20 protein-coding genes and 2 pseudogenes are annotated in these 26,710 nt (G+C 69.4%); 16 read left to right on the forward strand and 6 right to left on the reverse strand.

The annotated features are described in order from the left end of the window. Positions 1-3: 3 nt before the first annotated feature. The 9 genes and pseudogenes from IF78_RS0107030 to IF78_RS0107065 all read left to right on the forward strand — a co-directional run bounded on the left by IF78_RS0107030 (position 4) and on the right by IF78_RS0107065 (position 6,772). Positions 4-900, forward strand: coding sequence for an ABC transporter permease (locus IF78_RS0107030; protein WP_031479674.1), 897 nt, complete (start codon positions 4-6; stop codon positions 898-900). Then, a complete protein-coding gene (locus IF78_RS0107035) occupies positions 897-1,763 on the forward strand; it encodes an ABC transporter permease (protein WP_031479676.1) in 867 nt (288 codons plus the stop codon). The genes IF78_RS0107030 and IF78_RS0107035 overlap by 4 nt, the downstream gene beginning before the upstream one ends. Before the next feature lie 68 nt (positions 1,764-1,831). Next, positions 1,832-3,316: an NAD-dependent succinate-semialdehyde dehydrogenase gene (locus IF78_RS0107040; RefSeq protein WP_031479678.1), complete on the forward strand. Its 1,485-nt coding sequence runs from the start codon at positions 1,832-1,834 to the stop codon at positions 3,314-3,316. Between the two features lie 137 nt (positions 3,317-3,453). Beyond that, positions 3,454-3,801, forward strand: coding sequence for a hypothetical protein (locus tag IF78_RS0107045; RefSeq protein ID WP_051827538.1), 348 nt, complete (start codon positions 3,454-3,456; stop codon positions 3,799-3,801). A gap of 299 nt (positions 3,802-4,100) precedes the next feature. Further along, complete coding sequence (gene solA / locus IF78_RS0107050; RefSeq protein WP_031479682.1) at positions 4,101-5,240, forward strand: N-methyl-L-tryptophan oxidase; 1,140 nt, start codon at positions 4,101-4,103, stop codon at positions 5,238-5,240. An 18-nt stretch (positions 5,241-5,258) separates the two neighbouring features. After that, positions 5,259-5,552: pseudogene (locus IF78_RS49475) on the forward strand (ethanolamine utilization protein EutE); the annotation flags it as partial. A gap of 49 nt (positions 5,553-5,601) precedes the next feature. Beyond that, positions 5,602-6,072, forward strand: a complete 471-nt coding sequence (locus IF78_RS49480) for a succinylglutamate desuccinylase/aspartoacylase family protein (RefSeq protein WP_051827541.1) — start codon at positions 5,602-5,604, stop codon at positions 6,070-6,072. Between the two features lie 64 nt (positions 6,073-6,136). Next, the gene (locus IF78_RS50390) at positions 6,137-6,268 is read left to right on the forward strand and encodes a hypothetical protein (RefSeq protein ID WP_267882947.1); all 132 of its coding nucleotides are present in this window, start codon (positions 6,137-6,139) and stop codon (positions 6,266-6,268) included. A 51-nt stretch (positions 6,269-6,319) separates the two neighbouring features. Further along, positions 6,320-6,772 carry an Lrp/AsnC family transcriptional regulator gene (locus IF78_RS0107065; protein WP_031479684.1) on the forward strand — a complete coding sequence of 151 codons (453 nt, stop codon included), beginning with the start codon at positions 6,320-6,322 and terminating at the stop codon, positions 6,770-6,772. Between the two features lie 69 nt (positions 6,773-6,841). Here IF78_RS0107065 and IF78_RS0107070 read toward each other — a convergent pair whose 3' ends face one another. The 4 genes from IF78_RS0107070 to IF78_RS0107090 all read right to left on the reverse strand — a co-directional run bounded on the left by IF78_RS0107070 (position 6,842) and on the right by IF78_RS0107090 (position 13,781). After that, entirely contained in the window at positions 6,842-8,272 is a 1,431-nt protein-coding gene (locus IF78_RS0107070) for an aldehyde dehydrogenase family protein (protein WP_078662337.1), read from the reverse strand. Next, positions 8,265-9,353, reverse strand: a complete 1,089-nt coding sequence (locus tag IF78_RS0107075; protein WP_031479688.1) for a homoserine dehydrogenase — start codon at positions 9,351-9,353, stop codon at positions 8,265-8,267. Before IF78_RS0107075 ends, IF78_RS0107070 begins: the two co-directional genes overlap by 8 nt. A 626-nt stretch (positions 9,354-9,979) precedes the next feature. Then, a complete protein-coding gene (locus IF78_RS0107085; RefSeq protein ID WP_031479690.1) occupies positions 9,980-12,289 on the reverse strand; it encodes a beta-L-arabinofuranosidase domain-containing protein in 2,310 nt (769 codons plus the stop codon). A 67-nt stretch (positions 12,290-12,356) separates the two neighbouring features. Next, entirely contained in the window at positions 12,357-13,781 is a 1,425-nt protein-coding gene (locus IF78_RS0107090) for a family 43 glycosylhydrolase (RefSeq protein ID WP_031479693.1), read from the reverse strand. A gap of 637 nt (positions 13,782-14,418) precedes the next feature. Between IF78_RS0107090 and IF78_RS0107095 the strand changes: the two genes are divergently transcribed. Beyond that, the gene (locus tag IF78_RS0107095; protein ID WP_031479695.1) at positions 14,419-15,849 is read left to right on the forward strand and encodes a glycoside hydrolase family 43 protein; all 1,431 of its coding nucleotides are present in this window, start codon (positions 14,419-14,421) and stop codon (positions 15,847-15,849) included. A gap of 405 nt (positions 15,850-16,254) precedes the next feature. Beyond that, a complete protein-coding gene (locus IF78_RS0107100) occupies positions 16,255-16,818 on the forward strand; it encodes an MBL fold metallo-hydrolase (protein WP_031479698.1) in 564 nt (187 codons plus the stop codon). A 270-nt stretch (positions 16,819-17,088) separates the two neighbouring features. Here the strand turns inward: IF78_RS0107100 and IF78_RS45770 are convergent. Both IF78_RS45770 and IF78_RS0107105 read right to left on the reverse strand, forming a co-directional pair. Beyond that, a pseudogene (locus tag IF78_RS45770) lies at positions 17,089-17,298 on the reverse strand (hypothetical protein); the annotation flags it as partial. Between the two features lie 209 nt (positions 17,299-17,507). Then, positions 17,508-18,095 carry a TetR/AcrR family transcriptional regulator gene (locus IF78_RS0107105; RefSeq protein ID WP_031479700.1) on the reverse strand — a complete coding sequence of 196 codons (588 nt, stop codon included), beginning with the start codon at positions 18,093-18,095 and terminating at the stop codon, positions 17,508-17,510. Positions 18,096-18,299: 204 nt separating this feature from the next. Between IF78_RS0107105 and IF78_RS0107110 the strand changes: the two genes are divergently transcribed. The 5 genes from IF78_RS0107110 (at position 18,300) to IF78_RS0107130 (ending at position 26,698) form a co-directional block, all read left to right on the forward strand. Then, complete coding sequence (locus IF78_RS0107110; RefSeq protein ID WP_031479702.1) at positions 18,300-21,521, forward strand: bifunctional cytochrome P450/NADPH--P450 reductase; 3,222 nt, start codon at positions 18,300-18,302, stop codon at positions 21,519-21,521. Between the two features lie 136 nt (positions 21,522-21,657). Beyond that, positions 21,658-22,863 (forward strand): MFS transporter, encoded by a 1,206-nt coding sequence (locus tag IF78_RS0107115; RefSeq protein WP_031479704.1) that lies wholly within the window; start codon positions 21,658-21,660, stop codon positions 22,861-22,863. A gap of 189 nt (positions 22,864-23,052) precedes the next feature. Beyond that, positions 23,053-24,399, forward strand: coding sequence for a flavin-containing monooxygenase (locus IF78_RS0107120; protein WP_199921381.1), 1,347 nt, complete (start codon positions 23,053-23,055; stop codon positions 24,397-24,399). Then, the gene (locus IF78_RS0107125) at positions 24,396-25,271 is read left to right on the forward strand and encodes an SDR family NAD(P)-dependent oxidoreductase (protein WP_031479708.1); all 876 of its coding nucleotides are present in this window, start codon (positions 24,396-24,398) and stop codon (positions 25,269-25,271) included. The genes IF78_RS0107120 and IF78_RS0107125 overlap by 4 nt, the downstream gene beginning before the upstream one ends. Continuing rightward, positions 25,268-26,698, forward strand: a complete 1,431-nt coding sequence (locus tag IF78_RS0107130; protein WP_051827542.1) for an aldehyde dehydrogenase family protein — start codon at positions 25,268-25,270, stop codon at positions 26,696-26,698. Before IF78_RS0107125 ends, IF78_RS0107130 begins: the two co-directional genes overlap by 4 nt. The last annotated feature ends 12 nt before the right edge of the window (positions 26,699-26,710 follow it).

Below are 26,710 nucleotides of genomic sequence, written 5' to 3' on the forward strand. Positions count from 1 at the left end.
GCCATGGCTGCCACCCTCACCGCCAACGCTCCCGCCCGTCCGCGCAAGCTCCTGGCTTCACGCCGGACGCGGGTGGGGATCGTGTACGCGCTGCCGGTCGTCGTGTATCTGCTGGTGCTGTTCGTCTACCCGATCTTCAGCACCCTGCTCCTCAGCCTGAAGGACGCCGACGGCTCGTTCACCCTGCACTGGTACGCCGATGCCCTCACCGGCGTGAACCTGTCGGTGCTGATCACCACGCTCAGGATCTCCGCCGAGACCGCCGTGCTGAGCCTGGTCTTCGGGTTCGTCCTGGCCCAGGCCATCACCCGGCTCAGGCCGGTGTGGGCGGGCCTGGCGATGCTGGTCGTGGTCGTCCCGCACTTCGTCAGCGCCCTGGTACGCACCTACGGTTGGATCATCATGCTCGGCGACAAGGGCCTGGTGAACGAGACCCTGACCGCCATGTCGGTCCCCGGCGCACCGTTCCAGCTGCTCTACAACGAGTTGGGTGTGGTCATCGGCACCACCTCGATGATGCTGCCCTACACGGTGCTGCTGCTGTACGGGGTGATGCGCGGCGTGGACCGCCGCCTGCTCGCGGCCGCGGCCAGCATGGGCGCGGGTCGCGTGACCATCTTCTGCCGCATCTACCTGCCACTGGTCGGCCCCGGCCTGGCCAGTGCCGGACTGCTCAGCTTCATTCTGTCGCTGGGCTACTACATCACCCCGGCCCTGATGGGCGGACCCAAGCAGACGATGATCGCCACTCTGATCAACCAGCAGGTGACCAAGGAGAACCAGTGGAACGGGGCGGCCGCGCAAGGAGTCATCCTGCTGCTGCTCACCCTCGCCGGACTGCTGCTGGTCAAGCTTGTCAGCTCCCTGGGCGCCAGCCGTAAGAAGAGGAGCGCGTCATGATGGAGCTGCGCAAGTCCCTCGCCGGGCGGATCGCCCTGACGGCCATCGCCACCGTGATCCTGCTGTTCCTGGCGCTGCCGATCGTCGTCATCCTCGTCACCTCCTTCAGCAACAACGCCTTCGCCGCCTTCCCGCCCGAGGCGTGGACGCTGAACTGGTACAAGGCCCTGTTCGCCGACGGCAGCAAATGGCCCGCCGCGCTCTCCCTGAGCGCCCTGGTCGCCGCCATGAGCACCGTCTTCTCCCTCATCATCGGCGTCACCGCGGCAACCGCCCTGGTCCGCAGCGAGCTCCCGCTGCGCTCGGCGGTCTTCGCCCTGGTCCTCGGACCGCTGGTCATCCCGCAGATCGTCACCGCACTCGGCCTGTTCCTCCTCTTCGAACCCGCCGCGATGCTCGGCAGCCCCATCGCCATCGCGCTCGGCCACACCGTGCTGGCCTCACCGATCGCGGTGCTGATCCTGATCGCGACCCTGCGTGGCATCGACGAACGCCTCGAGGACGCCGCCGCCAGCATGGGCGCCGGCCGCCTGACGATCGCCAGGAAGATCACCTTCCCTCTGGCCGCGCCGGGCATGATCGCGGCGGCGATCTTCTCCTTCATCACCAGCTTCGACGAGTTCTACATCTCCCAGTTCCTCTCCTCCGTCGACACCGTCACCCTCCCGGTGCAGGTCTACAACTCGCTCACCTTCGAGATCGACCCCAGCGTGACCGCGGTCAGCGCGATCCTCATCGCCTTCGCGATCCTCGCCCTGGGACTGGTCGCCCTGGTGCGCTGGCTCGGCTCCGGACGCCAGGAATCCCTGCTCTCCGTCGAGAACACGGTCGGCGTCGCCAACCCCGGAGGCGAAGCCGTATGACCACCGCCGCCGCCACCGATCGTGCTCCCTCACCACACCATCCTGCGATCAGCGAAAGAGCCACGCGCATGACTGACACGCTCACCGCTCCCTCATGGCAGTCGGCAGTACTCGAATCCGTCCCCCGTGGCTTCCTGGCCCACGACTGGCAACCCGCCACCGGCGGGCGCACCTTCGAGGTGCGCAACCCCTCGACCGAAGAAGTCATCATCACCGTGGCCGACTGCGGCCCACAGGACGCGTTGAGCGCACTGGACGCGGCGGCCGCGGCCGCCGACCAGTGGGCTCTCACCAGCCCCCGGGACCGCGCGAGAGTCCTGCACCGGCTCACCGACGCCCTGACCGAACATCGTGAGCGTCTGGCCCGGATCATCACCCTGGAGATCGGCAAGACGATCACCGAAGCCCGGGGCGAGGTCGACTACGCCGCAGCATATTTCCGCTGGTACGCCGAGGAGGCCGTCCGCCCGCACGCGCGCAGCACTCCCTCCCCGGACGGCCAGAGTCACATCGTCACCGTCGCCGAACCGGTCGGGCCCTGCCTGCTGATCACACCGTGGAACGTGCCGCTGGCCATGGCCGCACGCAAGGTCGCCGCCGCCCTGGCCGCAGGCTGCACCGCCCTGCTCAAGCCTGCCGCGCTCACCCCGCTGTCCTCCCTGGTTCTCGGAGAGCTGGCCCGTGAGGCCGGCGCGCCCGCGGGTGTCCTGACCGTGATCACCAGCAGTGATGCGGCAGCAGTCAGTACGGCGCTGCTGGCCGACCCCCGGCTGCGCAAGCTGTCCTTCACCGGGTCCACCCCGGTCGGCAGGCTGCTGCTTCAGCAAGCCGGTGCACGGGTGCTGCGCACCTCTATGGAGCTGGGCGGCAACGCGCCGTTCCTGGTCTTCGACGACGCCGACCTCGACCTCGCTGTCCGCGAAGCGATGATCGCGAAGATGCGGCTGGGCGGCCAGTCCTGCGTGGGCGCCAACCGCTTCCTGGTCCAGGAGGGAATCGCCGACGCGTTCGCCGTTGCCCTGGCCGAACGCATGGCGGCGATTCGGGTTGGCCCCCCGGACCGGGAGGACACCGAGCTCGGTCCGCTGGCCGACCACCGGGCGGTGGACAAGGTCCGCCACCTCGTCGAGGAGGCCGTGGCCCGTGGTGCCGTCCTCATCGGCAAGGCGGACATCCCTGACGGGCCGGGCCACTACGCCGCCCCCACCGTGCTGGACCATGTTCCCGCCGACGCCGCGATCATGCGCGAGGAGGTCTTCGGACCTGTCGCCGCCATCCACCGGTTCTCCACTGAGGCCGAGGCCATGGCGGTGGCCAACAACACCGAGCACGGCCTCGCGTCGTACGTGATGACGTCGCACATCGACCGCGCCCGCCGGGTCGCCGCCCGTCTCCAGGCCGGCATGGTCGGCATCAACCGCGGCATGGTCTCCGAGGTCGCGGCGCCCTTCGGTGGAGTCAAGCAGTCCGGTCTGGGCCGCGAAGGCGGGCCGGAGGGCCTCCACGAGTACCAGCAGCTCAAGTACCTGTCCATGCCCGGCTTTCACACCTGAGCAAGCCGGACACACGGGTGACGGGCGTGCACGTGACCGCGTGTCAGGTTCTGGGCTGACGGTACGAGAGCTGCGCGTGACGGAGCCTCCGTGTTCATGCCGCACCTGCCGATCGGCCGCACTATGCGGCGACGGACATGGGCGCCACCACCTACCTCGAAGTCGTCAGCACCCACCGGGACCAGGCCCTTGCCTCAGTACGGGCGGCCACGGAACTCGGCGTCGACTGGCTGATGGGCGGCACCTGGATCGAGGAGACCCTCAACCTCCTGCACGGCACATCCATCGGCTACCTGCCCTTCGCCGGAGAACCCCTGGGGCACCCCACCCGCCTCGCCGGCTCCATCACCAGCACCGACCAGGTACAGGCGCTCGCATCAGCCGGAGCCGACGCCTTCACCATCGGATCCGCCGCTTTAGACGGCTCCCCGCGGCCCCACGCCGGCGCCCTCCGGTCCCAACTGGCCCCCGAGATGAGTCTGTAGCGAGAACCGCCCCCGGAAACCCAGAAGGAAGGCGGCGCGGAGCGCGCCGTGCGTGCGGGAGCGGTCACCGCTTCTGACCTATTGACTCCCTCCGAAGCCGCTGCCATTCTCTGTGCCAAATACCAGCATGGCATACCACAATGCGGCACGAGGGAGCTGTCTGAAGGTCCGGGTGGATCCCCGACCCCGGGACGAATGCGAGCGTTGGGGCCCCAAGGGTGCGCCCCTTCCAAGTCGCCACCCAGCATCCTCACGCTCGGGGCCCAGCTTGCGGCCCGGCGATACGAAAGGAAAGTCCTGTGTCAGCTGCCAGGAAGCGCGTCGCGGTGGTCGGCGTCGGAACGATGGGCAGCCAGGCCGCTTGGCGGCTGGCGGCCCGGGGCGCCGAGGTCGTTGGATACGACCGGTTCGCGCCCGGCCACGACCGCAGCGCCGCAGGCGGCGAGACCCGGGTCTTCCGCAGTGTGCAGACCCACGACGGCCGCTATGTGCCGCTCGTCCGGCACGCCGACGCCCTCTGGAAGCAGTTGCAGTCGGAGACCGGGCGGGAACTGCGCCGCCTGACCGGAGCCCTGGTCATGGGGCCGGCCGACGACCCCGAGATACGAACCGTCATGGACGGCATCGCCGAGCACGGCCTCGACCACGAGGTGATCGGCACCGAGGCGATGGCCAAGCGTTTCCCGCAGTTCCGCGTCGACGACGGCGACTTGGTGGTCCTCGACTCCCACGCGGGGTTCGTCCGCCCCGAGCTGACGGTCCAGACCGCGGCCCGGCGTGCCGAGGAGTTGGGGGCCCGGATCCGCCGCTACACGCCGGTGCGGGAAGTCATTCCCATCGCCGGGGGAGGCGTGGAGATCCGGACCGACACCGACACCGAGCGCTTCGACGCCGCGGTCGTCACGCCGGGCCCCTGGGTGGGCGACCTCTTGCCCGACCTGCCGTGGGAAGTGAGCGTCTACCGCGCGATCAGCGCCTGGTTTTTGCCCCACGGGGACCACCCGGCAGACGCCGAGCGTCCCGCCTTCATCCGCTGCGGCGACCTCCCCTTCTACGGCATCCCGTCCTCGGACGGCCTGACCGTCAAGCTGGGCCTGCCCCAGCCGCACCACAAGCCCGTGGACGACCCCAACCGCCTGAACCGGACCGTCGCACCGGAAGAACTGGAGACCTTCACCACAGCGGTGCGACGCCACCTGCCCGGCCTGAACCCCGACCCGGTGCGCCTGTCCGTCTTCATGGAGGGCTACACCGACAGCACCCGCCCGCTGGTCGGCCCCGTGCCCGACGCCGAGAACATCGTCCTGCTGGCCGGCTTCTCCGGCCAGGGCTTCAAGATCTCGCCCGCCATGGGCGACATCGCCGCGGACCTCGCCCTGGAGGGCCGCACCCCTCAGCCGATCGACTTCATCACCACAAACGGCCGCACCGAGGCCTGAGCACGAACGAGGAAAGCCATGACCCTGACCGTCGGCGCGCTGCGGGCCGATCCCGGCCGGAAGACCCGCGGGAACCTGCCCGCCGACCTCGGCACCACGACAGTGGAGGTGCCTCTGATCCTCGTCAACGGCTCCCGTCCCGGCCCCAGGGTCGTGATCACCGGTGGTGTCCACGGTGGTGAGTTCATCGGCGTCGACGCCGCCACCCGCCTGGCCGGGCTGCTGGAACCGGAAGAGGTGGCCGGCCAGGTGGTGATCTGCCCGGTGGCCAATCCGCCGGCCGTCTACGGCGGCAGGCTCAACATCTCTCGTCGGATACCGACTGACCTCCGACGGCGAACTGGGCGCGAAGATAAAGGGAATGGCCCACGCGGTCGGATACGAGCGGGTCATCTTCGGCACCAGCCCGGCCGGCGGCAACAGCCATGGCGCCGCGAACCGGCGGGGGATCCCCGCGATCCTCGTCGAGACCGGCCAACTCGGCGACCGGGACCCGGCCGCCGTACGCAGGCTCCTCGACGGCCTGTACCGGCTCCTGCACCACCTCGGCGTCATCGAGTCGCCGCAGCGCCTCGCACCGGTGACCGTGCAGCCGCGCGACTGGATCTGGACGGGCGAGGTCGAATCTCCGGCCGCCGGCCTCTGGTACCCCGACGCGGTGACAGGCGACGAGGTGACCGAGGGGCAGACCATCGGCCGCATCATCGACCCGGCCGACGGCGCCGAACACAAGGTCTCCGCCGTCTCCACCGGAACGATCATCTACAACATGAACGGGCTGACCGTGCGCCCCGGCACGCACCTCGCCGCCATCGCCGCCCCCCACGACTGACGGGCCTCATGCCCGAACGCGGAACCGCCCATCTCACTGAGCCGGCTCGCTGTCCGTTGTGGCCTTGCGCGAGACCTACGGCGATGTCGTCGCCGTCGACGAGACGTCCATGGAGATCGCCGGTCCCTGTCCTGCCCGGCCGCTGGAGAAACACGCCGACGAGCCCGCCCGTGTCTCGGGTGAGCTCGCCGAGTAAGCCGGGATGCCGAGGGACGATTCGCGAAGGAGGAGGTCCGCTGTGGACGCCATGGACGAGAAGATCATCGCGGAGCTGACCCGTAACGCCCGCGTCTCGCACTCCGAGCTGGCCGGCAAGGTGCTGCTGTCCCGCAATGCGGTGCGCCAGCGCATCGAACGGCTGGAGCGTCAGGGCCACATCGCCGGCTACACCATCGTCCGCGCAGGCGGCGACGCCGGTGATGTGGTCTCCGCGCTCGTACTCGTCTACCGCCAGGACCGTATGCGAGGCGGCGATGTCCTGGCGGCACTCAAGCGCATCCCGGAGGTCGTCATCTGCGAGATTCTCAGCGGTGACTTCGACATCATGGTGCGTCTGGAAGCGGCGTCACTGGAACGCGTGCGGAGCATCTGGGAGGACATCGCCCAGATGCCCGGTGTACGGGACACAGTCACCGCGCTCACCCTGTCCAGCGTCGTCAACCGTCGGCGAGGAGGACGGAGTTCAACGGCACCGGGGTGAGCAGCGCGTCGGCAGGTCCTTGCCGGTTACCGTTCAGTGCCAGGGGGTTCGCGCTCGGTGCGGAGGCAGTCACTGGACCCCGTCGGTGATGTGGTTGATGCAGACGACCTTGGGCTGGGTCATGTCCTCGAAGGCGAAGCGCACGCCTTCGCGGCCCATGCTGCCGTATTTGAATCCGCCGAACGGCATGGCGTCGAGGCGGTAGTCGGAGGAGTCGTTGATCATGACGCCGCCTGCTTCCAGCTGCCGGGCCGCGGTCAGGGCGCGGTCCAGGCGGGAGGTGAAGATGCCGGCGTGGAGGCTGTAGTCGATGGCGTTGGCCTGCTCGATGGCGTCCTCGAAGGAGGTGAACGGCTGCAGCACGACGACCGGGGCGAACACCTCCTCCTGCCAGAGCGAGCAGGTCGCCGGGACGTCTTCCAGGACGGTCGGCGTGTACAGGGCGCCGGTGGCGTGGTTGCCGCAGAGCAGTACCGCGCCTTCGGCCACCGCCGTGTCGACCTTGGCCCGGGTGGCGGCCGCGGCCTGCTGGGTGATCATGGGGCCGATGTCGGTGCGCTCGTCGAGGGGGTCGCCGACGCGCAAGAGTTTGGTGCGGGCGACGAAGGCGTCGCGGAAGTGGTCGTAGACCTCGGCCGCGATCAGGATCCGCTGGGTGCCGATGCAGTTCTGGCCCGCGGCCCAGAACGCGCCGGAGACACACGAGGCCACGGCCTCGTCGAAGTCGGCGTCGTCCATGACGATGACCGGGGCGTTGCCGCCCAGGTCCATGGCGAGCTTCTTCAGGCCGGCCGTGCGGGAGATGGCCTCGCCGGTGGCGAATCCGCCGGTGAAGGACACCAGGCGCACGTCTGGGGCAGCCACGATCGCGGCGGCGATGCCGGCGTCGCCGTTGACGACGGTGACGATCTCCTCGGGCAGGCCGGCCTCGATGAGGGTGTCGACCAGGCGCAGCGCGGACAGCGGCGTCAGCGCGGACGGTTTGAGGATGACCGCGTTTCCGCCGGCGATGGCCGGGCCGAGCTTGTGGGCGACCAGGTTGAGGGGGTCGTTGAACGGAGTGATGGCCGCGATGACGCCCAGCGGCTCGCGGGTGAACCAGCCCTGCCGCTTCTCCGAGCCCTCATACGAGTCGAAGGGGATGACCTCGCCGGCGCTGCGGCGTGCCTCGGCTCCGGAGAGGGACAGGGTGTTGACCGCGCGGGCGACTTCCTTGCGGGCCTGGGTGATGGTCTTGCCGGCCTCGCTGACGATCAGCTGGGCGAAGGACTCGGCGCGCCGCTCGACCAGACGGGAGGCGCGTTGCAGGACCGCGGCCCGGGAGGCGCGGGACAGCGCGGCCGCGGTGCGGCGCCCGCACCTGGCCTGCTGCAGGATGCTGCCGATGGCGCCCGCGTCGACGGTGGGCACCGAGGCGATGACCTCGCCGGTGTAGGGGTTGTGCACGGGCGTGGTGTCGGTGCCCAGTTCAATGCCGGGGGGCACGGCGGTGTCAGACACTGTGAGTCTCCTGGAGAACGGGGCGTGTGGGGGCGGTGTCGTCGTCCGCGTGGCGCTGGTGGATGGCGATGAGGTCCGTCAGCAGGGCGTAGGCGGTCTCGACGCGGCCGGCGCCCGGCCCGCAGACAGTGACGGTGCCGAGGAGGTCGGTGTGGAAGGCGACCGCGTTGACCGGACCGGAGATTCCCGCGAGCGGGTGATCGGCGGGCAGGGCGACCGGCGCGACGCGGGCATCGACGCTGCCGTCCTCGTGGCGGGTGGCGGAGCCGACCAGCTTCCAGCGCAGCCCCTTCGAGGCGGCGTCCCGCACCTCGTGGGGGGTGATCGCCTGGATGCCCTCGCGGAAGACGTCCTCGCGGCGCAGGTCGGCGCCGAGGACCTCGTTGGCCAGGATCATGACCTTGAGCTGGACGTCGTGGCCCTCGATGTCCGCGGTGGGATCGGCTTCGGCGTAACCGAGTTCCTGGGCTTCGGCGATGGCCGCCGACAGCTCGACGCCCTCTTCGAGGCGGCCGAGGATGTAGTTCGAGGTGCCGTTCATGATGCCTTGGACGCCGGTGATCTCCAGGCCGCCGAACATGCGCTCGGCGGTGCGCAGGATGGGGGTGCCGCTGAGGACCGCGCCCTCGAACTCGAAGCTGACGCCACGCTCGGCGGCCAGCCGCTTCAGCGCGCGGCCGGCGAGGGCGACCGGTCCCTTGTTGGTGGTGCACACGTGCTTGCCCGATTCCAGGGCCCAGCGCACATGGGAGAGGGCGGGCTCGCCGTCGGTGGGGTTGGTGAACGTCGCCTCCACGACGATGTCGGCCGGCACCTCGCGGATCACCCACTCGTTGCGCGGATCCGCGCTGCCGCCGGCAAGGCCCGCGAAGCTCAGCTCCCCGGACTCGGCGGCCAGCAGCGGCGCCAGATCAATGCCGTCGGTGTCCACCAGGGAACCGGCCCGCAGGTCGGTGATCGCCACCACCCGCAGGGCGAAGCCCAGCTCCTTGGCCAGGCGGTCCCCGCTCTGGGATATGAGCTCGGCGAGCGCGCGGTTGACGCCGCCGAATCCGATGAGGGCGAGATCGTATCGGCCCATGAGATCGCTCCTTCACAGTCCGCCGCCTTCACGGTGCGGCTGCTCAGAGCCTCGCTTCCCTGCCTGTCACCTGCTCCATGCCGCAACGACCACCCGGCATGCCGATCTGCACGGTGGCGATGACGATTCGCCCACCCCAGGCCCGGTGGGACCGGATCGTTCCAGCCGAAGGTGGAGGGCTGGGGACGACGATTCCCCCACCCTCATCGCGAAGCAGGGCTAAAACCGTCAGTGGTCCGCTTCCGCGCCGCCCGTACGCTCCGGGCGGCGCGGCAGCAGACCCACCGCCAGGGCCGGTATCGCGGCGAGGACCAGCCAGGGCACGGCGGCCGGGAGCCCCAGGTCGAGCAGGGAGCCGGTGGCATAGCTGCCGACGAGGACGATCAGGCCCCCAGGCGGGCTTGAGTTCTAGTGGTCGTTGCAACACCCCAGTTCAAGGGGTGCGATCCACTCCACGTGGACACCGCGGCCTGGCTGCTCTCGCCCTCGGCCGCACACCCGTTGGGCACGGATTCGCTCGGTCGGGATCTGCTGGCCCGCCCACGGCGCGCGGCGGGCCACTGAATGGCGACCCCTCGCCGAGCACGAGGCGATCTTCGATGCCCTCCCCTTCGGCACGACAGGGCCTAGTCCCTCAAGATGCGCCACCGGTTGTCGGCGGTGCCGTCGTCCGAGTCCTGGACTGCGAACGCGCCGACAGCTCTGGAGTTGTTCGCGATGGCGAGCAACTTGCCGCTGTTCACGTTGCGGATCTTGTAGGTCCCGTCTCCCTGCTCGAGCAGCGTCCACTTGTGGTCGGCGGTGCCGTTGTCCGACCACTGCAGGACGGTCGCGCCGTCTGCCGTGGACATGCCCAAGACGCCGAGCACCTTGCCGCTGTGGGCGTTGCGGAAGCGGACCGCGTTTCCGTCGGTGATCATTTGCCAGTCGTGGTCGGCGGTGCCCGAGTCGTGCCACTGCAGAGCGCGGCCACCGTCGGCCGTGGACATGTCCTGTATGCCGAGCACAAGACCGCTGGCCACGTTGGCGAGACGGACCGTGCCGCTGGTGTTCCAGTAGACGGTGTAGTTGTGGCCGTGCGCGTCGTGGAACGGGCCCAGGTTGACGGTGGAGCCGTTGGCCGTGGCGGTGAAGGCGAGCGAACTGCTACTGGTCCGTCTGATCGAGGACGTGGTCAGCGTCGGGAGGGAGTTGAGCGCGGAGTCGCCGTAGTTGCCGGACAGGACCACCGGGCCGTAGGTGATCGCGGTGACGTGCGGATTGTCGTTGGCCGCTCGCATGATGACCCGCATGGGCAGGCGGACGGTGACCGTGTCGCCGGAGGCCCAGGAGCGGTTCAGGGTGGCGTAGCTGCCGGGGGTGGTGGTGATGTTCTGCGCCGCACCGTTGACGGTGATGGTGGCCCCGGTGGTCCAGCTCGGGATGCGGATGCGCATCGCCCAGGTTCCGCTTACGTTCCCGGTGACCTGCAGGGTCGTGGTGTCGCTGTTCGGGTACGACGTGGTCTGGGTGACCGTGATTCCGCGCTCTGACCAGTTGAGCACCGAGGGGACGAACAGGTTCACGATCAGCGTGTTGTCACTGCGGAAGTAGATGGAGTCCATCAGCCTGGTGTGCATCTCCAGGCCCGTGCCCTGGCAGCACCAGAAGGTGCCGTAGTCGGTGCTCCAGGTGCCACCGCCCCACGCCGGGCCCACACCGCGTCGGCCTCCCGGGTTGAGCGGGGTGAAGTAGGTGACGTGGCCGTGGTCGTCGGCCGGGTTCTGCTGGCCGATCATCTGGTTCAGCCACGCCCGCTCGTAGTAGTCGAACAGCTCGACCCGGTTCGGCTCCAGCGCGAACAACTCCCGGGTGAGGGAGAGCATGTTGAAGGTGTTGCAGCTTTCGCACGTGTCCTTGTTCAGGAAGCCGGCGATGGCGTTCGGGGCGCGGAAATGCTCCGCCTGGCTGTTGCCGCCGATGGCGTAGGTGTGCGAATTGACGGTGATGTTCCAGGCGTTGGTGGCTATGTCCCGGTAGCGGGTGGTGCCGGTGGCCTTGTACTCCCGGGCGGCCCCGATCCACTTGGGCACCTGGGTGTTGGCGTGCAGTCCGTTGAGCTGGTCCTGGTTGGACGCCAGCGGGTCGAACACCGCGGCGTGGTCGAACCGCCGGGCGGCGGTGAGCCAGCGCGCGTCGCCTGTCTGCTGGTAGAGATCGGTCAGCACGGTGTTCATGCCGCCGAACTCGGTCTGCAGCATGGCCTGCATCTGCTGGGCGGTCAGCCGGCCGGTGCGCCAGTCGACCCATCCCGCCAGGGCGAGCAGCACATCGCGGGCTTGGGTGCTGCCGATGTGGCGCCACACGTCCAGCAGGCCGACGAGGGTCTTGTGGATGGTGTAGTACGGCACATTGCCGTTGCTCAGGGTCCGCTGCTCGAGAGCGGTGAAGTCGGACTCGGGGTAGCCGGAGAGGTACCCGGCGTTGAAACCGGCGGCGCTGTTGTTGGCCTGGCACTTGGCCAACTCCGCCACCATGTAGGTGGCCTTGTCCCGGCAGGTGGTGTCCCCGGTCACGGCGTACAGCTGCGCCCATGCCGTGAGGAAGTGCCCTTGGACATGGGTACGGAAGGGGAAGTCCGGTGCGTCCCAGCCGCCGGTGGCGGCCGCGCCGTTGGTGGACAGCTTGTGGTTGGCGCGGAAGTTGTACAGCAGCCGGTCGACATCGACGAACCGCAGGTAGTTGCGCGTACGGTCCTGGTTGTCCAGCCACCGGCTCGCGGTGAGCCGGACCTGGCCGAGTTCGAAGGGGTGCGCCAAGACCCCGCTGTCGGCCCTCGCGGGAGGAACGGCCGCCGCGTGGGCGGGAGAACTGCCGATGAAGGATCCGGTGGCAGACGCGGCGGCGGTGGCCCCGGCTACTTGCAGGAGGCGCCGTCTGCTGACGGAGGAAGACATCTTGCACCCTTTCGTGACGAGAGAGTCCGTCGAAGCGGCCCGAGGGGTAGCAGGCCGCGGTTGTGGCTCACTGGGTGTAGAAGGTGGCGTCGGCCCGGTCGGTCGCCGTGCTGAGAGCCTGGACTCTCAGCAGGTAGTCGTAGTGGCGGACGTAGCGGCCCGGGAGGTTGTACGACTCGTACGAGACGCCGGCGGAGTCCGCGAGGCCGGCCCGGGCGGTGAAGGAGGCGTCACCGGCGAACAGCGACGTCCCGTCGTTCTTCTGCACCCACACCTCGTAGTTCTTGTGGCGCAGGAAGTAGCCGGGGAAGTTGGCCGACTCCAGGGAGACGGTGCCGCTGCCGGCGAGACCGGTGACCACACGGAACTGCGAGTCGGCCAGCGGGGAGACGTTGGGCTCGATCCTGGCGCGGTACTCCCAGTGCCGGATGAACCGGTCGGGGAAGTTGTACGAGGAGAGCCGGATCGGGGTGAGGCCGTCGGCGACCGGGATGCCGAAGTCGGGTGTGCCGTCGGCCTTCCAGTAGATCTTCTGGACGCGGGTGCGGCGGTTGGGGTCGTTGAGCGGGGCACCGCTGATGTCCCTGTAGCTGCGGTCGTGGTAAACGAGGATGTCCGACTTGCCGTCCTCGGAGACCGTGAACTGGTTGTGCCCGGGGCCGTACTGGCTGGTGGCGGCGTTGCTGGCGAAGACCGGGCCGGAGCTCTTGGCCCACGACGACGCGCTGAGCAGGTCGGCCGAGGCGGACGCGGTCAGCAGGCCCATGCAGTAGTTGGCGTCGGTGGCGCTGGCCGAGAAGGTCATGAAGACCTTGCCGCCCCGCTGGATCACGGCCGGGCCCTCGTTGACCGTCTCGCCTCCGGCGGTCTCCCACGAGGCGGTCGGCCGGCTGACCATGACCGGTGTGCCGGTGATGGTCCACGGGCCGGACATCCGCGCCAGGTAGATGTTGGTGCCGCGGCCGACGGCCGGGTCGTGCTGCGCCCAGGAGAGGTAGCGGGTGCCGTTGACGGCGAAGGTCGTCGCGTCCAGGGAGAAGGTGTCCAGCGGCAGCGCGATACGGCCCTTCTCCGTCCAGGTGCCCGTGATCGGGTTCGCGGCGGTGCACTCCAGGACGTAGGGCCGGATCCTCCAGATGTCGTTCGCGGCGCCGGCGGCGAAGTAGATGTACCACTTGCCGTCGATGAAGTGGATCTCCGGGGCCCAGATGTGGGCGCCCATCTCACCGGTGGCGTGCTTGGTCCAGATGGTCGTCTCGGGGGCCGACGTGAGCCCTTGGATCGTGGTGGCGCGGCGCAGCACGATGCGGTCGTATGCCGGAACCGTGGCGGTGAAGTAGTAGAAGCCGTCCGTGTGTTTGTAGATGTGCGGGTCGGCCCGCTGCTCGGCGATGGTGTTCGTGTATGTGACACCGGGTGACGCGGGCACGGCGGCGTGGGCGGTACCGGCCGAGACGCCGGTGACGGTGGCGGCGGCCGAGCCGGCGATCATGCCGAGGACCGTTCGACGGGTGAGCGCAGGTCTCACGGAGTACTCCCTCTGGTGCTGGTGGTGCGGAGATACCGTCTGTCACAGCAGTTCGATATTTCGAACTCCGTTCGTAAACTCGGCCAGAAGATAGGTTCTGCACCTGTCCCGGTCAACACTTCCGTCACAAAAGGAAGGCGGAGGTCCTGATCGCCCGGCCTCGTCACTTGGGCGTTCGCCGCCACGCTCAGTCTTTTCAGGTTCGAGGGATTGGGGGTGTCGGATGTATTGACGCCCCCTGTCTCCCCTCTTAGTGTCTGCTCGATCTTACGAACAGCGTTCGATATACCGTACAGCTCGGTTGAGTGGCCAGCGAGTTGGCTCGACCGCCGCTGATATCGCTGTACTCCGAAGGCTGCCGGTCCCGGACGAGAGAGAAACAGGAGGCACACGGATCGGCAATCGTGTGCCCAGTCCCGCCGCCACCACGGCGAAACACACCGCACACGGAAGACATACCGACACCCGGACCCAGCAGGCCCCTTCCGCGTCGTGCCCGCAGCCAGTCCTGTGCTGCCGGCACCAAGACCGAGCTTCCCCCGTCACCTTGATGTCACCTCTCCGCCCGGTGGTGGGCTTAACAGAACGACAGGAGATGTACATGTCCGCGCTTCGCGCCCGGCTGTCGGCGATACTGCTCGCCGCGTGCCTCCTCTTCACGGGCCAGGCCCTGACCACACCGGACCGGGCGGCCGCTGCTGACCCGGGCTACCTGATGACGCACTTCATCGGGGAAGGCTCGAACAACCAGCAGATCTACTTCTCGTACAGCACGGACGGCCTGAACTGGACCGAGCTCAACGGCGGCGGAGTAGCCCTTCGCTCCACGGTCGGTACGAAGGGGGTACGCGACCCCGCACTGGTGAGATCCCCGGGTGGTGACAAGTACTGGATCATCGCCACCGACCTGTGCATCAGCTGCGGGCAGAACTGGGAATCTTCCATCAACAACGGCAGCCGCAACCTCGTGGTGTGGGAGTCGACGGACCTGATCAACTGGTCGGAGCCGTGGCTCCTCAACGTCGCCGGCGCGATCCCCGACGGCCGCAACGCATGGGCGCCGGAGGCGGTCTGGAACCCCGAGACCAACGACTACGTCCTGTACTGGGCGACGAACAAGCCAGTCAACGGCGTGAAGAAGCACCGCATCTACTACGCCCACACCAGCGACTTCCGCACCATCACCACCCCGCAGAGCTACATCGAGCGCCCCGGCACCCAGGAAATCATCGACACCCAGATCGTCGAGATGCCGGCCGGCGTCGGCAACTACCGCTATGTACGCGCCTCAGGTGACGGCCAGATCACCCTCGAAGGCAGCAACTCGATCCTCGGGACGTGGACGAACCTCGGCAACCTCTCCGGCATCGGCCTGACCGGCGCCCAGGTCGAGGGCCCGATGTGGATGAAGTTCCGCGACCGCAACGAGTGGGCGCTCTACCTCGACCAGTACTCCTCCGGACGCGGTTACATGCCGGTCACGACGACCAACCCCTCCGCTTCTGGCACCTACCGGATGCCGGCGTCGGGAAGCTACAACATGGGCGTCACCAAGAAGCGTCACGGCTCGATCCTGCCCCTCACGGCCGCCGAGGAGTCCCGTGTGCTCGCCCGCTGGACCGATATCCCGGCCAAGCGGCTCCAGTCGTTCAACTTCCAGGACCGGTACGTGCGGCACGCCGGGTTCGATGTGCGCATCGACCAGAACATCACCGGCCCCGACGCCCAGTTCCGGCTGCGGCCCGGTCTTGCGGGCACCGGAACCGTCTCCTTCGAGTCGGTGAACTACCGCGGCTACTTCCTGCGGCACGCCGACAACGACTTCCAACTGGTCCGCAACGACGGCACCGCCCAGTTCGCCGCGGACGCCACGTTCCGCCAGGTCGCCGGCCTCGCCGACTCCACTTGGTCGTCCTTCCAGTCGTACAACCACCCCGATCGCTACATCCGCCACTACGCCTACCAACTCCGCCTCGACCCGATCACCACCGCGACGGCACGCAGCGACGCCACCTTCCGGGTGACGAACTGACCCGACGCCGACAGGGTTCCGGAGCCTTCACGCCGGGCAGCGCCCCGGGCGACCGGTCGGAGCAACGCCCGTTCGACGGGGCCGACCACCGACTCCCGGCCCGCTGGTAGACGATCTACCCCGGGCCGGGACCTCGTGGACAGGTGCCGCCTTCCTCGGCGGACACCTGAAAAGGCACCTCGCACGGTGTCGGACGCGCTTCCCCTGCTTGAAGCACCCCCGAATCGTGCGAGGTTACCCAAGCAAGTCATGCCCCTTATCAACGCCTTGGAGAGTTTCGTCCTCGGCTTGGCCCTCGACCTCGTCGCGCCGCCGGTGACGGTCTCCGACGTGACCCCGGGCGCTCCTTCCTCGGTGACCGGCCCGCATCGCCCCACACCTCACCCATCCCCCGGGGAGCCCCTCATGACCGCCGCCTTCCACGTCCTGACCACCGGCTACGCCGACGCACGAGTGGCCGGCACCGTCACCCTGCTCGTCGACGGCGAGACCGTCGCGATCGTCGACCCCGGCATGGTCGCGGACCGACGACTGATCCTGAACCCGCTCGCGCACCAGGGACTGAATCCCGAAGACGTCACCGACGTGATCTTCAGCCACCACCACCCGGACCACACGCTGAACGCGGCCCTGTTCCCCGAAGCCCGCTTCCACGACCACATGGCCATCTACCAGGACGACGTCTGGGAGGACCGCGATGCCGACGGGTACCAGTTGTCGCCGTCGATCACGCTCATGACGACCCCCGGCCACACCGCGGAGGACGTCAGCACCCTCGTCACGGCCGACGAGGGCCTGGTGGTCCTGACCCATCTGTGGTGGACCGCCGAGGGCCCGGCCGACGATCCCTTCGCGCCCGACCGTGAGCAGCTTCGGGCGGCCCGGGAGAAGGTCCTGGCCCTCGGCCCGGCGCTGATCGTGCCGGGACACGGGGCACCGTTCGTGCCGTCGGCGTCGACGCCTGTGTAGGCCGGTTCCCCCGGCGCGGTCGCGGACCGATCTGTGCTCGCGCACCGGGGATCGGCCGATCGCAGCCCGTGCGGCTGTACGGGCACCGGCCATCTCGAGGGTCCTGCGGGGCGCTACAAGGGTGCCGTCGAAGACATCCGGCATCCGATCACTCCTCACCCGGCGACCGGGCGGGCCGCCATCGCTCGGTACGCTGCCGGTGGAGGGCCGCTGCATCACCCTGGCGCCGTCCGCAGTGGAGGCGTGCTGGACGTGGGCGTACCAGCCGTTGCGGACGTTGACGAGCTGGTGACAGCCGCTGGTCCGGGAGGGCACCGGCTTCCATGACTGGTTGTCGCCGCCGTCGTCGGTCCACTGGCCCAGTCCGTCGCCCTGGGCGGAGCCGCCCGGGCTCTGAAGGCCCTGCCACTGCGGACGTTGGACAGCCGGTAGGAGCCGTCGGTGTTGGGCAGCAGCATCCACTGCTGGTTGGCGCCACATAGGGTGCCTGAGCCCGGAAGACGGAGACCTGTGCCTGGCTGGTGCTGATGGTGGCGGTCAGGTCGGCCAGCCTGCCGGCCACCTGAACGTCGTCCATCCGCGCACCCCGCCGGGCAACTCGCACGGCGGGGTGACGTGCTGTTGAGGCGGTGTGTCCCGGCCCGGCCGGCAACGGAGGGCGGCGCGTTTCCCTCCGATCGGGGGTGCCCTCAGGCCATGGCCAGGGCGGCGGAGATCAGGGCCCGCAGGCAGGCCCGTTCGGCCTCCTCGTCCGGCAGGGAGAGGTGCTGCATCGTCAGTCCGTCGAAGCCCGCGAGGAAGAACCTCGCGATCATCTCGGCGGGCTGGGCGAGCTGGTGGCCGGTGCGTTCGGCGGCCTCACTGATCAGCTTCGTCGTCACGGCCGAGATGTCGTGGTGGTGGCCGTGCAGAGCCTCCTGGAGATGGGGCGTGCGCAGGGCGAACATGGACAGCTCCGTGAGGAGCTGATAGGACGCGGGCTGTTCGAGCACGGTGCGCCACAGAGCCTCGGCGAGAGTGGCGATCGTGTCCTCGAAGCTCGCGTCCGTGGGCGCGGCCTGCTCCACCTGGGCGACCAGGTCCTGGGTGAGCTGCTCCATGACGGCCCGGTACAGCTCTTCCTTCGTGCCGAAGGTGTAGTGCACGGTCGCCTGGGCCACACCGAGCTCCGCGGCGATGGCGCGGGTGCTGCCGGCGGCGACGCCCTCCCTGGCCATCAGCTCGATGGCCGCCTTGATCAGTTGGGGGCGGCGCTCCGCCGCGGATACATGAGCCATGACGGCATCTTATGCGACTCAGTCCCTTGAACAGGTCGCTCGACAAGATGCGTCCCGGCCCCGGCTCGACCGGACGTTTGACGGTCTCCGAGGGTTCCGTCGATCGACTGTGTCATCCAACACGATCGATCGACATTGTCGAGTGACCAAGTCGCTTGTATGGTTCTGGCCAGCGACAGCCTGTGCCGAACGAAAGGCAAGCTCATGACCCACGAGACCCTGCGCGGAACCGAGCCGATCCCTCAGCGTCCGGCCCTGCCCCTGGTCGGCCACGCGTTCGACATCCCCAGCGGCGCCGACGGTCTGCTCTACGTGATGAAGGAGGCCAAGGAACTGGGGCCGCTGTTCAAGCTCCGCGTCTTCGGCAACGAGATCAACTTCGCCTCGGGTCTCGACCTGGTCACCGAGCTGGCGGACGAGAGCCGGTTCCGCAAGAACGTGCACCCCGACCTCGTGATCCTCCGGGAGATCGGTGGCGACGGGCTCTTCACCGCGTTCAACGACGAGCCCAACTGGCGCAAGGCGCACGACGTCCTGATGCCGGCTTTCTCGCTCGGCGCGATGCGCGGCTACCACTCGACGATGCTCAAGGTGGCCCGAGAGCTGATCGGGAAGTGGGACCGGGCGGCCGGTGCGGAGCCCGTGGACGTGGCCGGCGACATGACGCGGCTGACCTTCGACACGATCGGGCTGTGCGGCTTCGGCTACGACTTCGAGTCCTTCAGCCGCGAGGAGCCGCACCCCTTCGTCACCGCCCTGTCGCGCGCGCTCGGCTTCGCCCAGGAGAAGGGGGAGTCCATCCCGGGCGCGGAGCTGTTCAAGTGGAAGCAGGCCGAGCAGTTCCGCGCCGACGTGACCCTGATGAAGGACCTGGTCGATGACGTGATCCGAGAGCGCCGGGCGTCCGGAGACCCGAGCACCGACGACCTGCTCGGGCGCATGCTGCACACCCGCGACGCGGTGACGGGCGAGCCCCTGGACGACATCAACATCCGCTACCAGGCGATCACGTTCCTCATCGCCGGGCACGAGACCACCAGCGGGGCCCTGTCCTTCGCCCTCTACTACCTGACCAAGCACCCGGAGGTCCTCGCCCGCGCCCAGGCCGAGGTCGACGCGCTGTGGGGCGACTCCGACGCCCCCGAGCCGGACTACGGGGACGTCGGCAAGCTGACGTACGTCCGCCAGGTGCTCAACGAAGGCCTGCGGCTGTGGCCGACGGCCCCCGCGTACGCCGTGGAGCCGCTGGAGGACACCGTCATCGGCGGCAAGTACGCGGTGCGCAAGGGCGAGTCGATCCAGGTGCTCATCCCGCAGCTGCATCGGGACCCCGCCTGGGGTGAGAACGTCGAGCTGTTCGACCCGGACCGGTTCCTGCCGGAGCGGGAGGAGGAGCGGCCGGTCCACCTGTTCAAGCCGTTCGGCAGCGGCGAACGCGCCTGCATCGGCCGCCAGTTCGCACTGCACGAGGCGACGCTGGTCCTCGCGCTGGTGATCCACCGCTACCGCCTGATCGACCACACCAACTACCAGCTGAAGATCAAGCAGTCCCTCACCCTCAAGCCCGACGAGTTCACGCTGAACCTGGCCCGGCGCATCAGCGCGGAGCGCCGCCTGCCCATCGCTGCGGCCGTCACCGCGAGCGACGTTTCCGCCGACCGGGACCGGCCCGCCGTCCGGCGCGCCACCGGAACCGCGCTGACCCTCCTGCATGGCTCCAACCTGGGCACCTGCGCGGGCATCGCCCGCGACCTGGCGGCGGACGGCGAGGAGCGCGGCTTCGCCCCGTCCGTCGCTCCCCTCAACGACGCCGTGGGCAAACTCTCCGCGAGCGACGGACCGGTGGTGATCGTGGCCGCCTCCTACAACGGCAGGCCCACCGACGACGCCACGGATTTCGTCGCATGGCTGGAGGAACTCGAGCCCGGCTCGCTCGACGGCCTCCAGTACGCCGTACTCGGCGTCGGCGACCGCAACTGGGCCGCCACCTACCAGCGCATCCCCACCCTCATCGACGAGCGGCTCACCGCCGCGGGCGCCACCTCACTGCTGGAGCGCGGCGCCGCGGACGCCGCCGGAGACTTCGCCGGCACGGTGGACCGGTTCACCGGCGAGCTGTGGACCGCCCTGCTGGAGCGGTACGGAGCAGCCGCAGAAGCGCAGGAGGCCGAGCCGGCCGCCGACCAGGAGACGGGACTGTACGAGCTTCAGGACGCGACCGACTCGGTCATCGGCGGCCTCGCGGCACGGCACGGCGTACAGCCGATGGAGGTGCTCGACGCGTACGAACTGGTCGACATGGAGCATGGGTTGGGCCGCTCCAAGCGATTCCTGAGGCTGAGGCTGCCCGAGGGCGTCACCTATCGCACCGGCGACCACCTGGCCGTCCTGCCGAGCAACCCGGACGCTCTCGTACGGCGGGTGGCCGACCGCTTCGGCCTGGATCTGGACCGCACCGTGCGACTGCGCGCCCGTCGCCGCAGCCGTAACACCCTGCCCGTCGACCGGCCGCTCACCGTGCGCCGCCTGCTGACCGACTTCGTGGAACTGCAGGATGCCGCCACCCAGGAGCAGGTCGTCGTGCTCGCCGAGCACACCGCCTGCCCGCCCGAGAAGCGGCCCCTGGCCGAACTCGCCGCGGCGGACCCGGAGGCTTTCCGCGAGCAGGTGACCACCGCCGGACTCGGCGTCCTGGACCTGCTGGAGCGCTACCGCGCCTGCGAGCTGCCCTTCGAACGCTTCCTGGAACTGCTGCCCGTTCTGCGCCCGCGCCACTACTCGATCTCCTCGTCCGCCGATGCGGCACCCGGCGAGGTGGACCTGATGGTGTCGCTGCTCGCCGCGCCCCACCGCTCCGGCGAGGGCACCTTCCACGGCATCGCCTCGCACTACCTCCAGACCGTGAGCGCCGGCGACACCGTCCAGGCCAGGGTGCTGCCCTGCAGTGAGGCCTTCCGCCTGCCGCAGGACGAGTCGGTGCCGGTGATCCTGGTCAGCGCGGGCACCGGTCTGGCGCCCTTCCGCGGCGCGGTCCTCGACCGCCACCACAACCGGTCGACCGGAACGCTGCTGTGCTACTTCGGCTGCGACCACCCCGACGTCGACTACCTCCACCGCGCGGAGTTCGAGGCGGCCGAGGCAGCCGGAGCCGTCAGCATGCGGCCCACCTTCTCCTGCGCCCCCGAGGACGGCGCCCGTTTCGTCCAGGACCGCATCGCGAAGGAGAGCGACGAGGTCTGGGCGGTTCTGGAGGCCGGCGGACGCGTCTACATCTGCGGAGACGGCCGCCGCATGGCCCCGGCGGTGCGGGAGGCGTTCATGGCGATCTACCGCGACCGCACGGGCGCGGGCGACGACGAGGCCACCGCCTGGCTGGCCGCCCTGACCGAGTCCGGCCACTACGTGGAAGACGTCTGGGCCGGCTGACCGCCTTCCTCCACTCTCACCTTCGTTCGAAACGCGGCTCGTGCCCCCTGACTCGTGAGGCTCTCATGCTTGTTGCACACTCGGCGCTCCGCCGAGGAACGGTGGTAGTCCCCAACTCCTCGCAGAGGAGCGGCCGGTGAACGCCCGGCGCGGCTCCGCCCTGACCTTCGGTGTGGCGGTGGCACTCATCGCCGGAGTCACCCTCGGCAACGGCGGGGCGAACGTGATGCCCGTGTTCGTCGACGACTTCGCGTCACGTTTCGGACTGTCGGACTCCGGCGCCGGTCTCGTGGCCGCTTCCCAGCTGATGGCGACGGCGGTGGTGACGCTGCTGCTGGCTACACGGGCCGCGCGGCCGGGGCGGGTGCGGATGACGCGTCTCGGTCTGGTCGTCTCGGGAGCCGGCTTCCTGGGAGCGGCGGCGGCCACCGACCCGGTGACCCTGGTGCTGGCCAACCTGGTCCTCGGTGCGGGGCTCGGCGCGGTCTACGCGGCGGCCACTGCGGCGCTCGCCGCCACCGACGACGCCGACAAGGCGTCCGCGGTCACCATCTGCGGTGTTGTCGGGCTGACGGCCCTGCTGATCATGGGCGTCCCCGCGGCCAACCACGACCTGGGGGAGGGCACCGGGTTCCTGCTCATGGCGCTGTGCTGTCTCGCCGCGTGGCCACTGATACGCCGGCTCCCGGAAGGCCCCGCCGGTCCCGCGACACCGGGCGCCGCCTCCGCCGGAACGGGAGAGACAACCGCCGCCAAGCCGTCGGTGGTTCTGCTCCTCGGGACCGCGCTCCTGTGGACCGTCACCCAGGGCGCGTGGTCGTACGCCTCGGTCCTCGGCCGTCAGCACACCGGGATGTCCCACTCAGCCGTGTCGGCCGTCCTCGCGATCTCCAGCGTCGTGGCGCTCGTCGGCGCGGTGGTGGGTCCGGTGGCGGCGCGGCACTTCGGACGCATGCGGTCGATGGCCGTCTTCGTCACGGCCCAGGCCCTCGCGATGGCGGTCCTCGTCCTCACCCACGACCCCGTGCTCTTCACCGTCGCGGCCGTCCTCTGGCAGACCTGCCAACTGGCCGTCCTGGTGCAGATGCTCGCCGCCGCGGCGCTCATCGACCCGACCGGACGCCTCGTCGCCTCCCTCAGCGGCGCGGGCGCCCTGGGCACCGGCATCGGACCCTTGGCCGTGGGAGCCGTCCTCGACGCTGCCGGGGCCGACGTGCTCGGCATCGTCCTGGCACTCGGCACCTTCCTCGCCTCACTGCCCCTGCTCCGGATGACGGTGACCGGCACGAAGGCAGCGGCCGAGCGCGGGCTCAGGCCCTCCTCCGCCGCCGAGACCGGGTGAGCACTTCAGTCGAATTGTCCGACGGCGTCGAGCGTCTGTTCGGTGACGTCCCCGAGGGCGTGGCCGGCAGCAGCGGCCTGTCTCTGGCCGCTGCGGTCCCCTCTGTGGCCGCAGAGGTCAGTTCCCGCCGGCCGCGCGGTGCATACGTTCCCCGCAACACCTGAGACATCTGAGAAAGGAGACGGACTGGTGAGTGAGAACCATTACGACACCTGTGTGATCGGTGCGGGCCCCGCAGGGCTGGCGGTCGCGAGGGCGCTGGCCGAGCGGGACCTGCCGTACACGCACATCGAGCGCCACACGGGACCGGGCGGGCTGTGGGACATCGACAACCCGGGCAGCCCGATGTACGAGTCGGCCCACTTCATCTCCAGCAGGACCCTCTCCGGCTTCGGCGGCTATCCGATGCCGGACCACTTCGCCGACTACCCGCCGCACCGGCAGATCCTGTCGTACCTGACGTCGTTCGCCGAGGCATACGGACTCAGGGACCGGATCGAGTTCGGCACCGAGGTCCGCAGCGTGGAGAAGAACCCGGACGGCACCTGGACCGTCACTCGGGCCGATGGGCGGGCCAGTACGCACCGGCAGGTCGTCGTGTGCACGGGGGCGCAGTGGCACCCCAACCTCCCCGTTCTGCCCGGCGACTTCACCGGCGAGGTCCGCCACACGGTCACCTACCGCAGCAGCGCCGAACTGCGGGGCAAGCGGGTGCTGGTGGTGGGTGCGGGGAACTCCGGGCTGGACATCGCCTGCGACGCGGCACGGTCCGCCGACCATGCGGCGATCAGTATGCGACGTGGTTACTGGTTCATACCCAAGCACCTGTTCGGCCGGCCGGTGGACACCATCGCCGCGGGCGGACCCCACCTGCCGATGTGGCTGCAGCAGAAGCTGTTCGGTGGCCTGCTGCGACTGCTCAACGGCGACCCGCGCAGGCTCGGTCTGCAAAAGCCCGACCACAAGCTGTTCGAGACCCACCCGGCCATCAACTCGCTGCTGATCCACCACCTCCAGCACGGAGACATCACGGCCAGGCCCGGCATCGCGCGCACCGAGGGCCGGACCGTGCACTTCACCGACGGCACCAGCGACGACTTCGACCTGATCCTGCTGGCCACGGGATACGTCCACAAAGTCCCCGTCGCGCAGAAGTACTTCGGCGACGAGCAGCACCCCGACCTCTACCTGTCCTCCTTCTCCCGCGAGCACGACGGCCTGTTCGGCGTCGGCTTCGTCGAGACCAACTCCGGCGCCTACCAACTCTTCGACAGCCAGGCCCAGTTGATCGCGTCCTTCATCCGGGACGCGACGGCCGGGCTGCCCGCCGCCGAGCGGTTCGCCCGCATGATCCGCAGCGACCGGCCCGACCTGTCCGGCGGACTGAAGTTCGTCGACTCGCCACGCCACACCGGCTACGTCCACAGCGAAGCCATCGTGAAGTACCTCGGCAAGGTCGCCGAAGGGATGGGCTGGCGTACCGCGGGTCTGCCGCCTCGGGCGACGTCCGTGCGACAGGAGGCGGTGGCGTCATGACGTACGACTTCCGTGACAAGGTCATCCTGGTGACCGGCGGCGCCGGAGGCATCGGCAGCGCCCTGTGCCACCGCTTCGCCGCAGGCGGTGCCCGCCTCGTCGTGGTCGACATCGACGAGGTGCGGGCCAAGCGGACCGCTGCCGATCTGCCGGGGAGCGGGCATGCGGGGCTGGGCTGCGATCTGCTGGACCACGCCGCGGTGGAGCGGATGCTCGACGGCGTCGCGGCCACCCACGGCCGTATCGACGTCCTGGTGAACAACGTGGGCATGACCAGCGCGGAGCGCTTCGACGTGCGCAGCGTCGAGAGCATCCAGCGGGAGATCGACGTCAACCTGCTCGCCCCGCTGGTCACCACCCGGATCGCCATCCCGCTGCTGCGGGCCTCCGGCGACCCCCGGGTGATCACGACCGTGTCCCTCGGCGGGATCTTCCCGCTGGGCGAGACCCCCATCTACACCGCCGCCAAGTTCGGGCTGCGTGGCGCGATGCTCGCCATCGGCCTGGACCTGCGGGGCAAGGGCATCCAGGCCGGTTCGGTGCTGCCGTCGGCGACCGACACGCGGATGCTCCGCCAGGAGGCCGTAGAGGGCGGGAACTCCATGCAGTTCCAGGACGCGCCGCAGCAGCCGTCCGATGTCGTCAGAGCGGTCGTCAGCCTGCTGGACAAGCCCCGACTGGAGGCCTACGTCCGGCCCGGCGAGTCCCGGCTGGTGCGGTTCGCGATGCTGGCCCCGAACCTGCTGCCCAAGCTCTTCCCACTGTTCCGCAAGCGGGGTGAGCGGGGCATGGCCCGCTATCTGGAGGACCTGCGCCGCAGGGGTCTGGCCCGTCAGGTCGGCGGCCGGTGGGAACTGGTGGAGGAAGCGTGAGCGGGACGGACGTCACGGATGTCGGGGAGACGCTCGACGTCGTCAATCCCGCGACAGGTGAGCTGATCACGACCGTACCGGCGGCGAGCGAGCAGGACGTCGCGGTGGCCGCCGAGCGGGCGCACAGGGTCTTCGAGAGCGGTATCTGGGCAGGCCGGTCCCCGCGGGAGCGGTCCGCTGTCCTGCTGCGCCTGGCCGACCTCATGGAGAGCCATGCCGGATTCCTGGCCCGGCTGGACTGCGAGGACGCGGGCAAGCCGATCACGGAGTGCCGCACGGGCGACGTGCCCGGGGCGATCGAGTCGATCCGGTGGTTCGCGGAGGCGGCCGACAAGATATTCGGCCGAATCGCCCCCACCGGTCACGAGAGCCTGGGCCTGGTGAGCCGGGAACCGGTCGGGGTGGCCGCCGCGATCCTGCCCTGGAACTACCCGCTGGCCATGGCCGCATGGAAGGTCGGCCCCGCGCTCGCCGCGGGCAACTCCCTGCTGCTCAAGCCCGCCGAGGCCACCCCGCGCTCCACCCTGCACCTGGCCGCACTGGCGGCCGAGGCGGGCCTGCCGGACGGCGTGCTCACCGTGCTGCCCGGCCACGGCACCGTCACCGGCAGGGCGCTCGCCCGCAACCCGCTTGTGCGCGCACTGTCGTTCACCGGATCCACCGCCACCGGACGCCGCATCCTGGCCGACGCGGCGGAGACCAACTTCAAGCGGGTCTCCTTGGAGATGGGCGGCAAGAACCCCCAGGTACTGATGGCGGACGCGCTCGCATACGGCGACGAACTCATCGACAACATGATCGAGGCTGCGTTCCTGACCATGGGGCAGAACTGCACCGCCGGCTCCCGTGTCCTGGTCCACCACAGCATCGCCGAAGAGGTGCTGGACCGGTTCACCGCCGGGGCGAAGGGCCTCACCATCGGCGATCCCGCCGACGCACGCACCCAGGTGGGGCCGCTCATCAGCCGTGCCGCCTTCGACCGGGTCGCGGCGGCGGTGGACGCGGCCCGCTCCGCCGGAGCGCACATCCACACCGGTGGGCTGCCGCACGGTCTGCCGGCCCGCGGTGCCTACTACCCGCCCACCGTGATCAGCCGGGCCCCGGCGGGCAGCGACGTGCTCACCAAGGAACTGTTCGGCCCTGTCGTCACCGTCCAGACCTTCACCACGGAGGACGAGGCGGTGCGGTTGGCAAACGCCACCGAATACGGGCTCGCCGCCTCGGTGTGGACCCGCGACCTCGACGCCGCGCTCCGGCTAGCGCGGGGCATCGAAGCCGGGGTGGTCTCCGTCAACGCGTACAGCGAGGGCGACATCACCACCCCCTTCGGCGGGTGGAAACAGTCGGGGTTCGGTGGCGCGGAGAAGTCCACCGATGCCTTCGCGCAGTGGACCAGGGAGAAGACCGTCTGGATCCGCACGCGTTGACCGGGTCGCCGG

The sequence above is a fragment of the Streptomyces bicolor genome (assembly GCF_000719285.1).
GTDB lineage: Bacteria > Actinomycetota > Actinomycetes > Streptomycetales > Streptomycetaceae > Streptomyces > Streptomyces bicolor.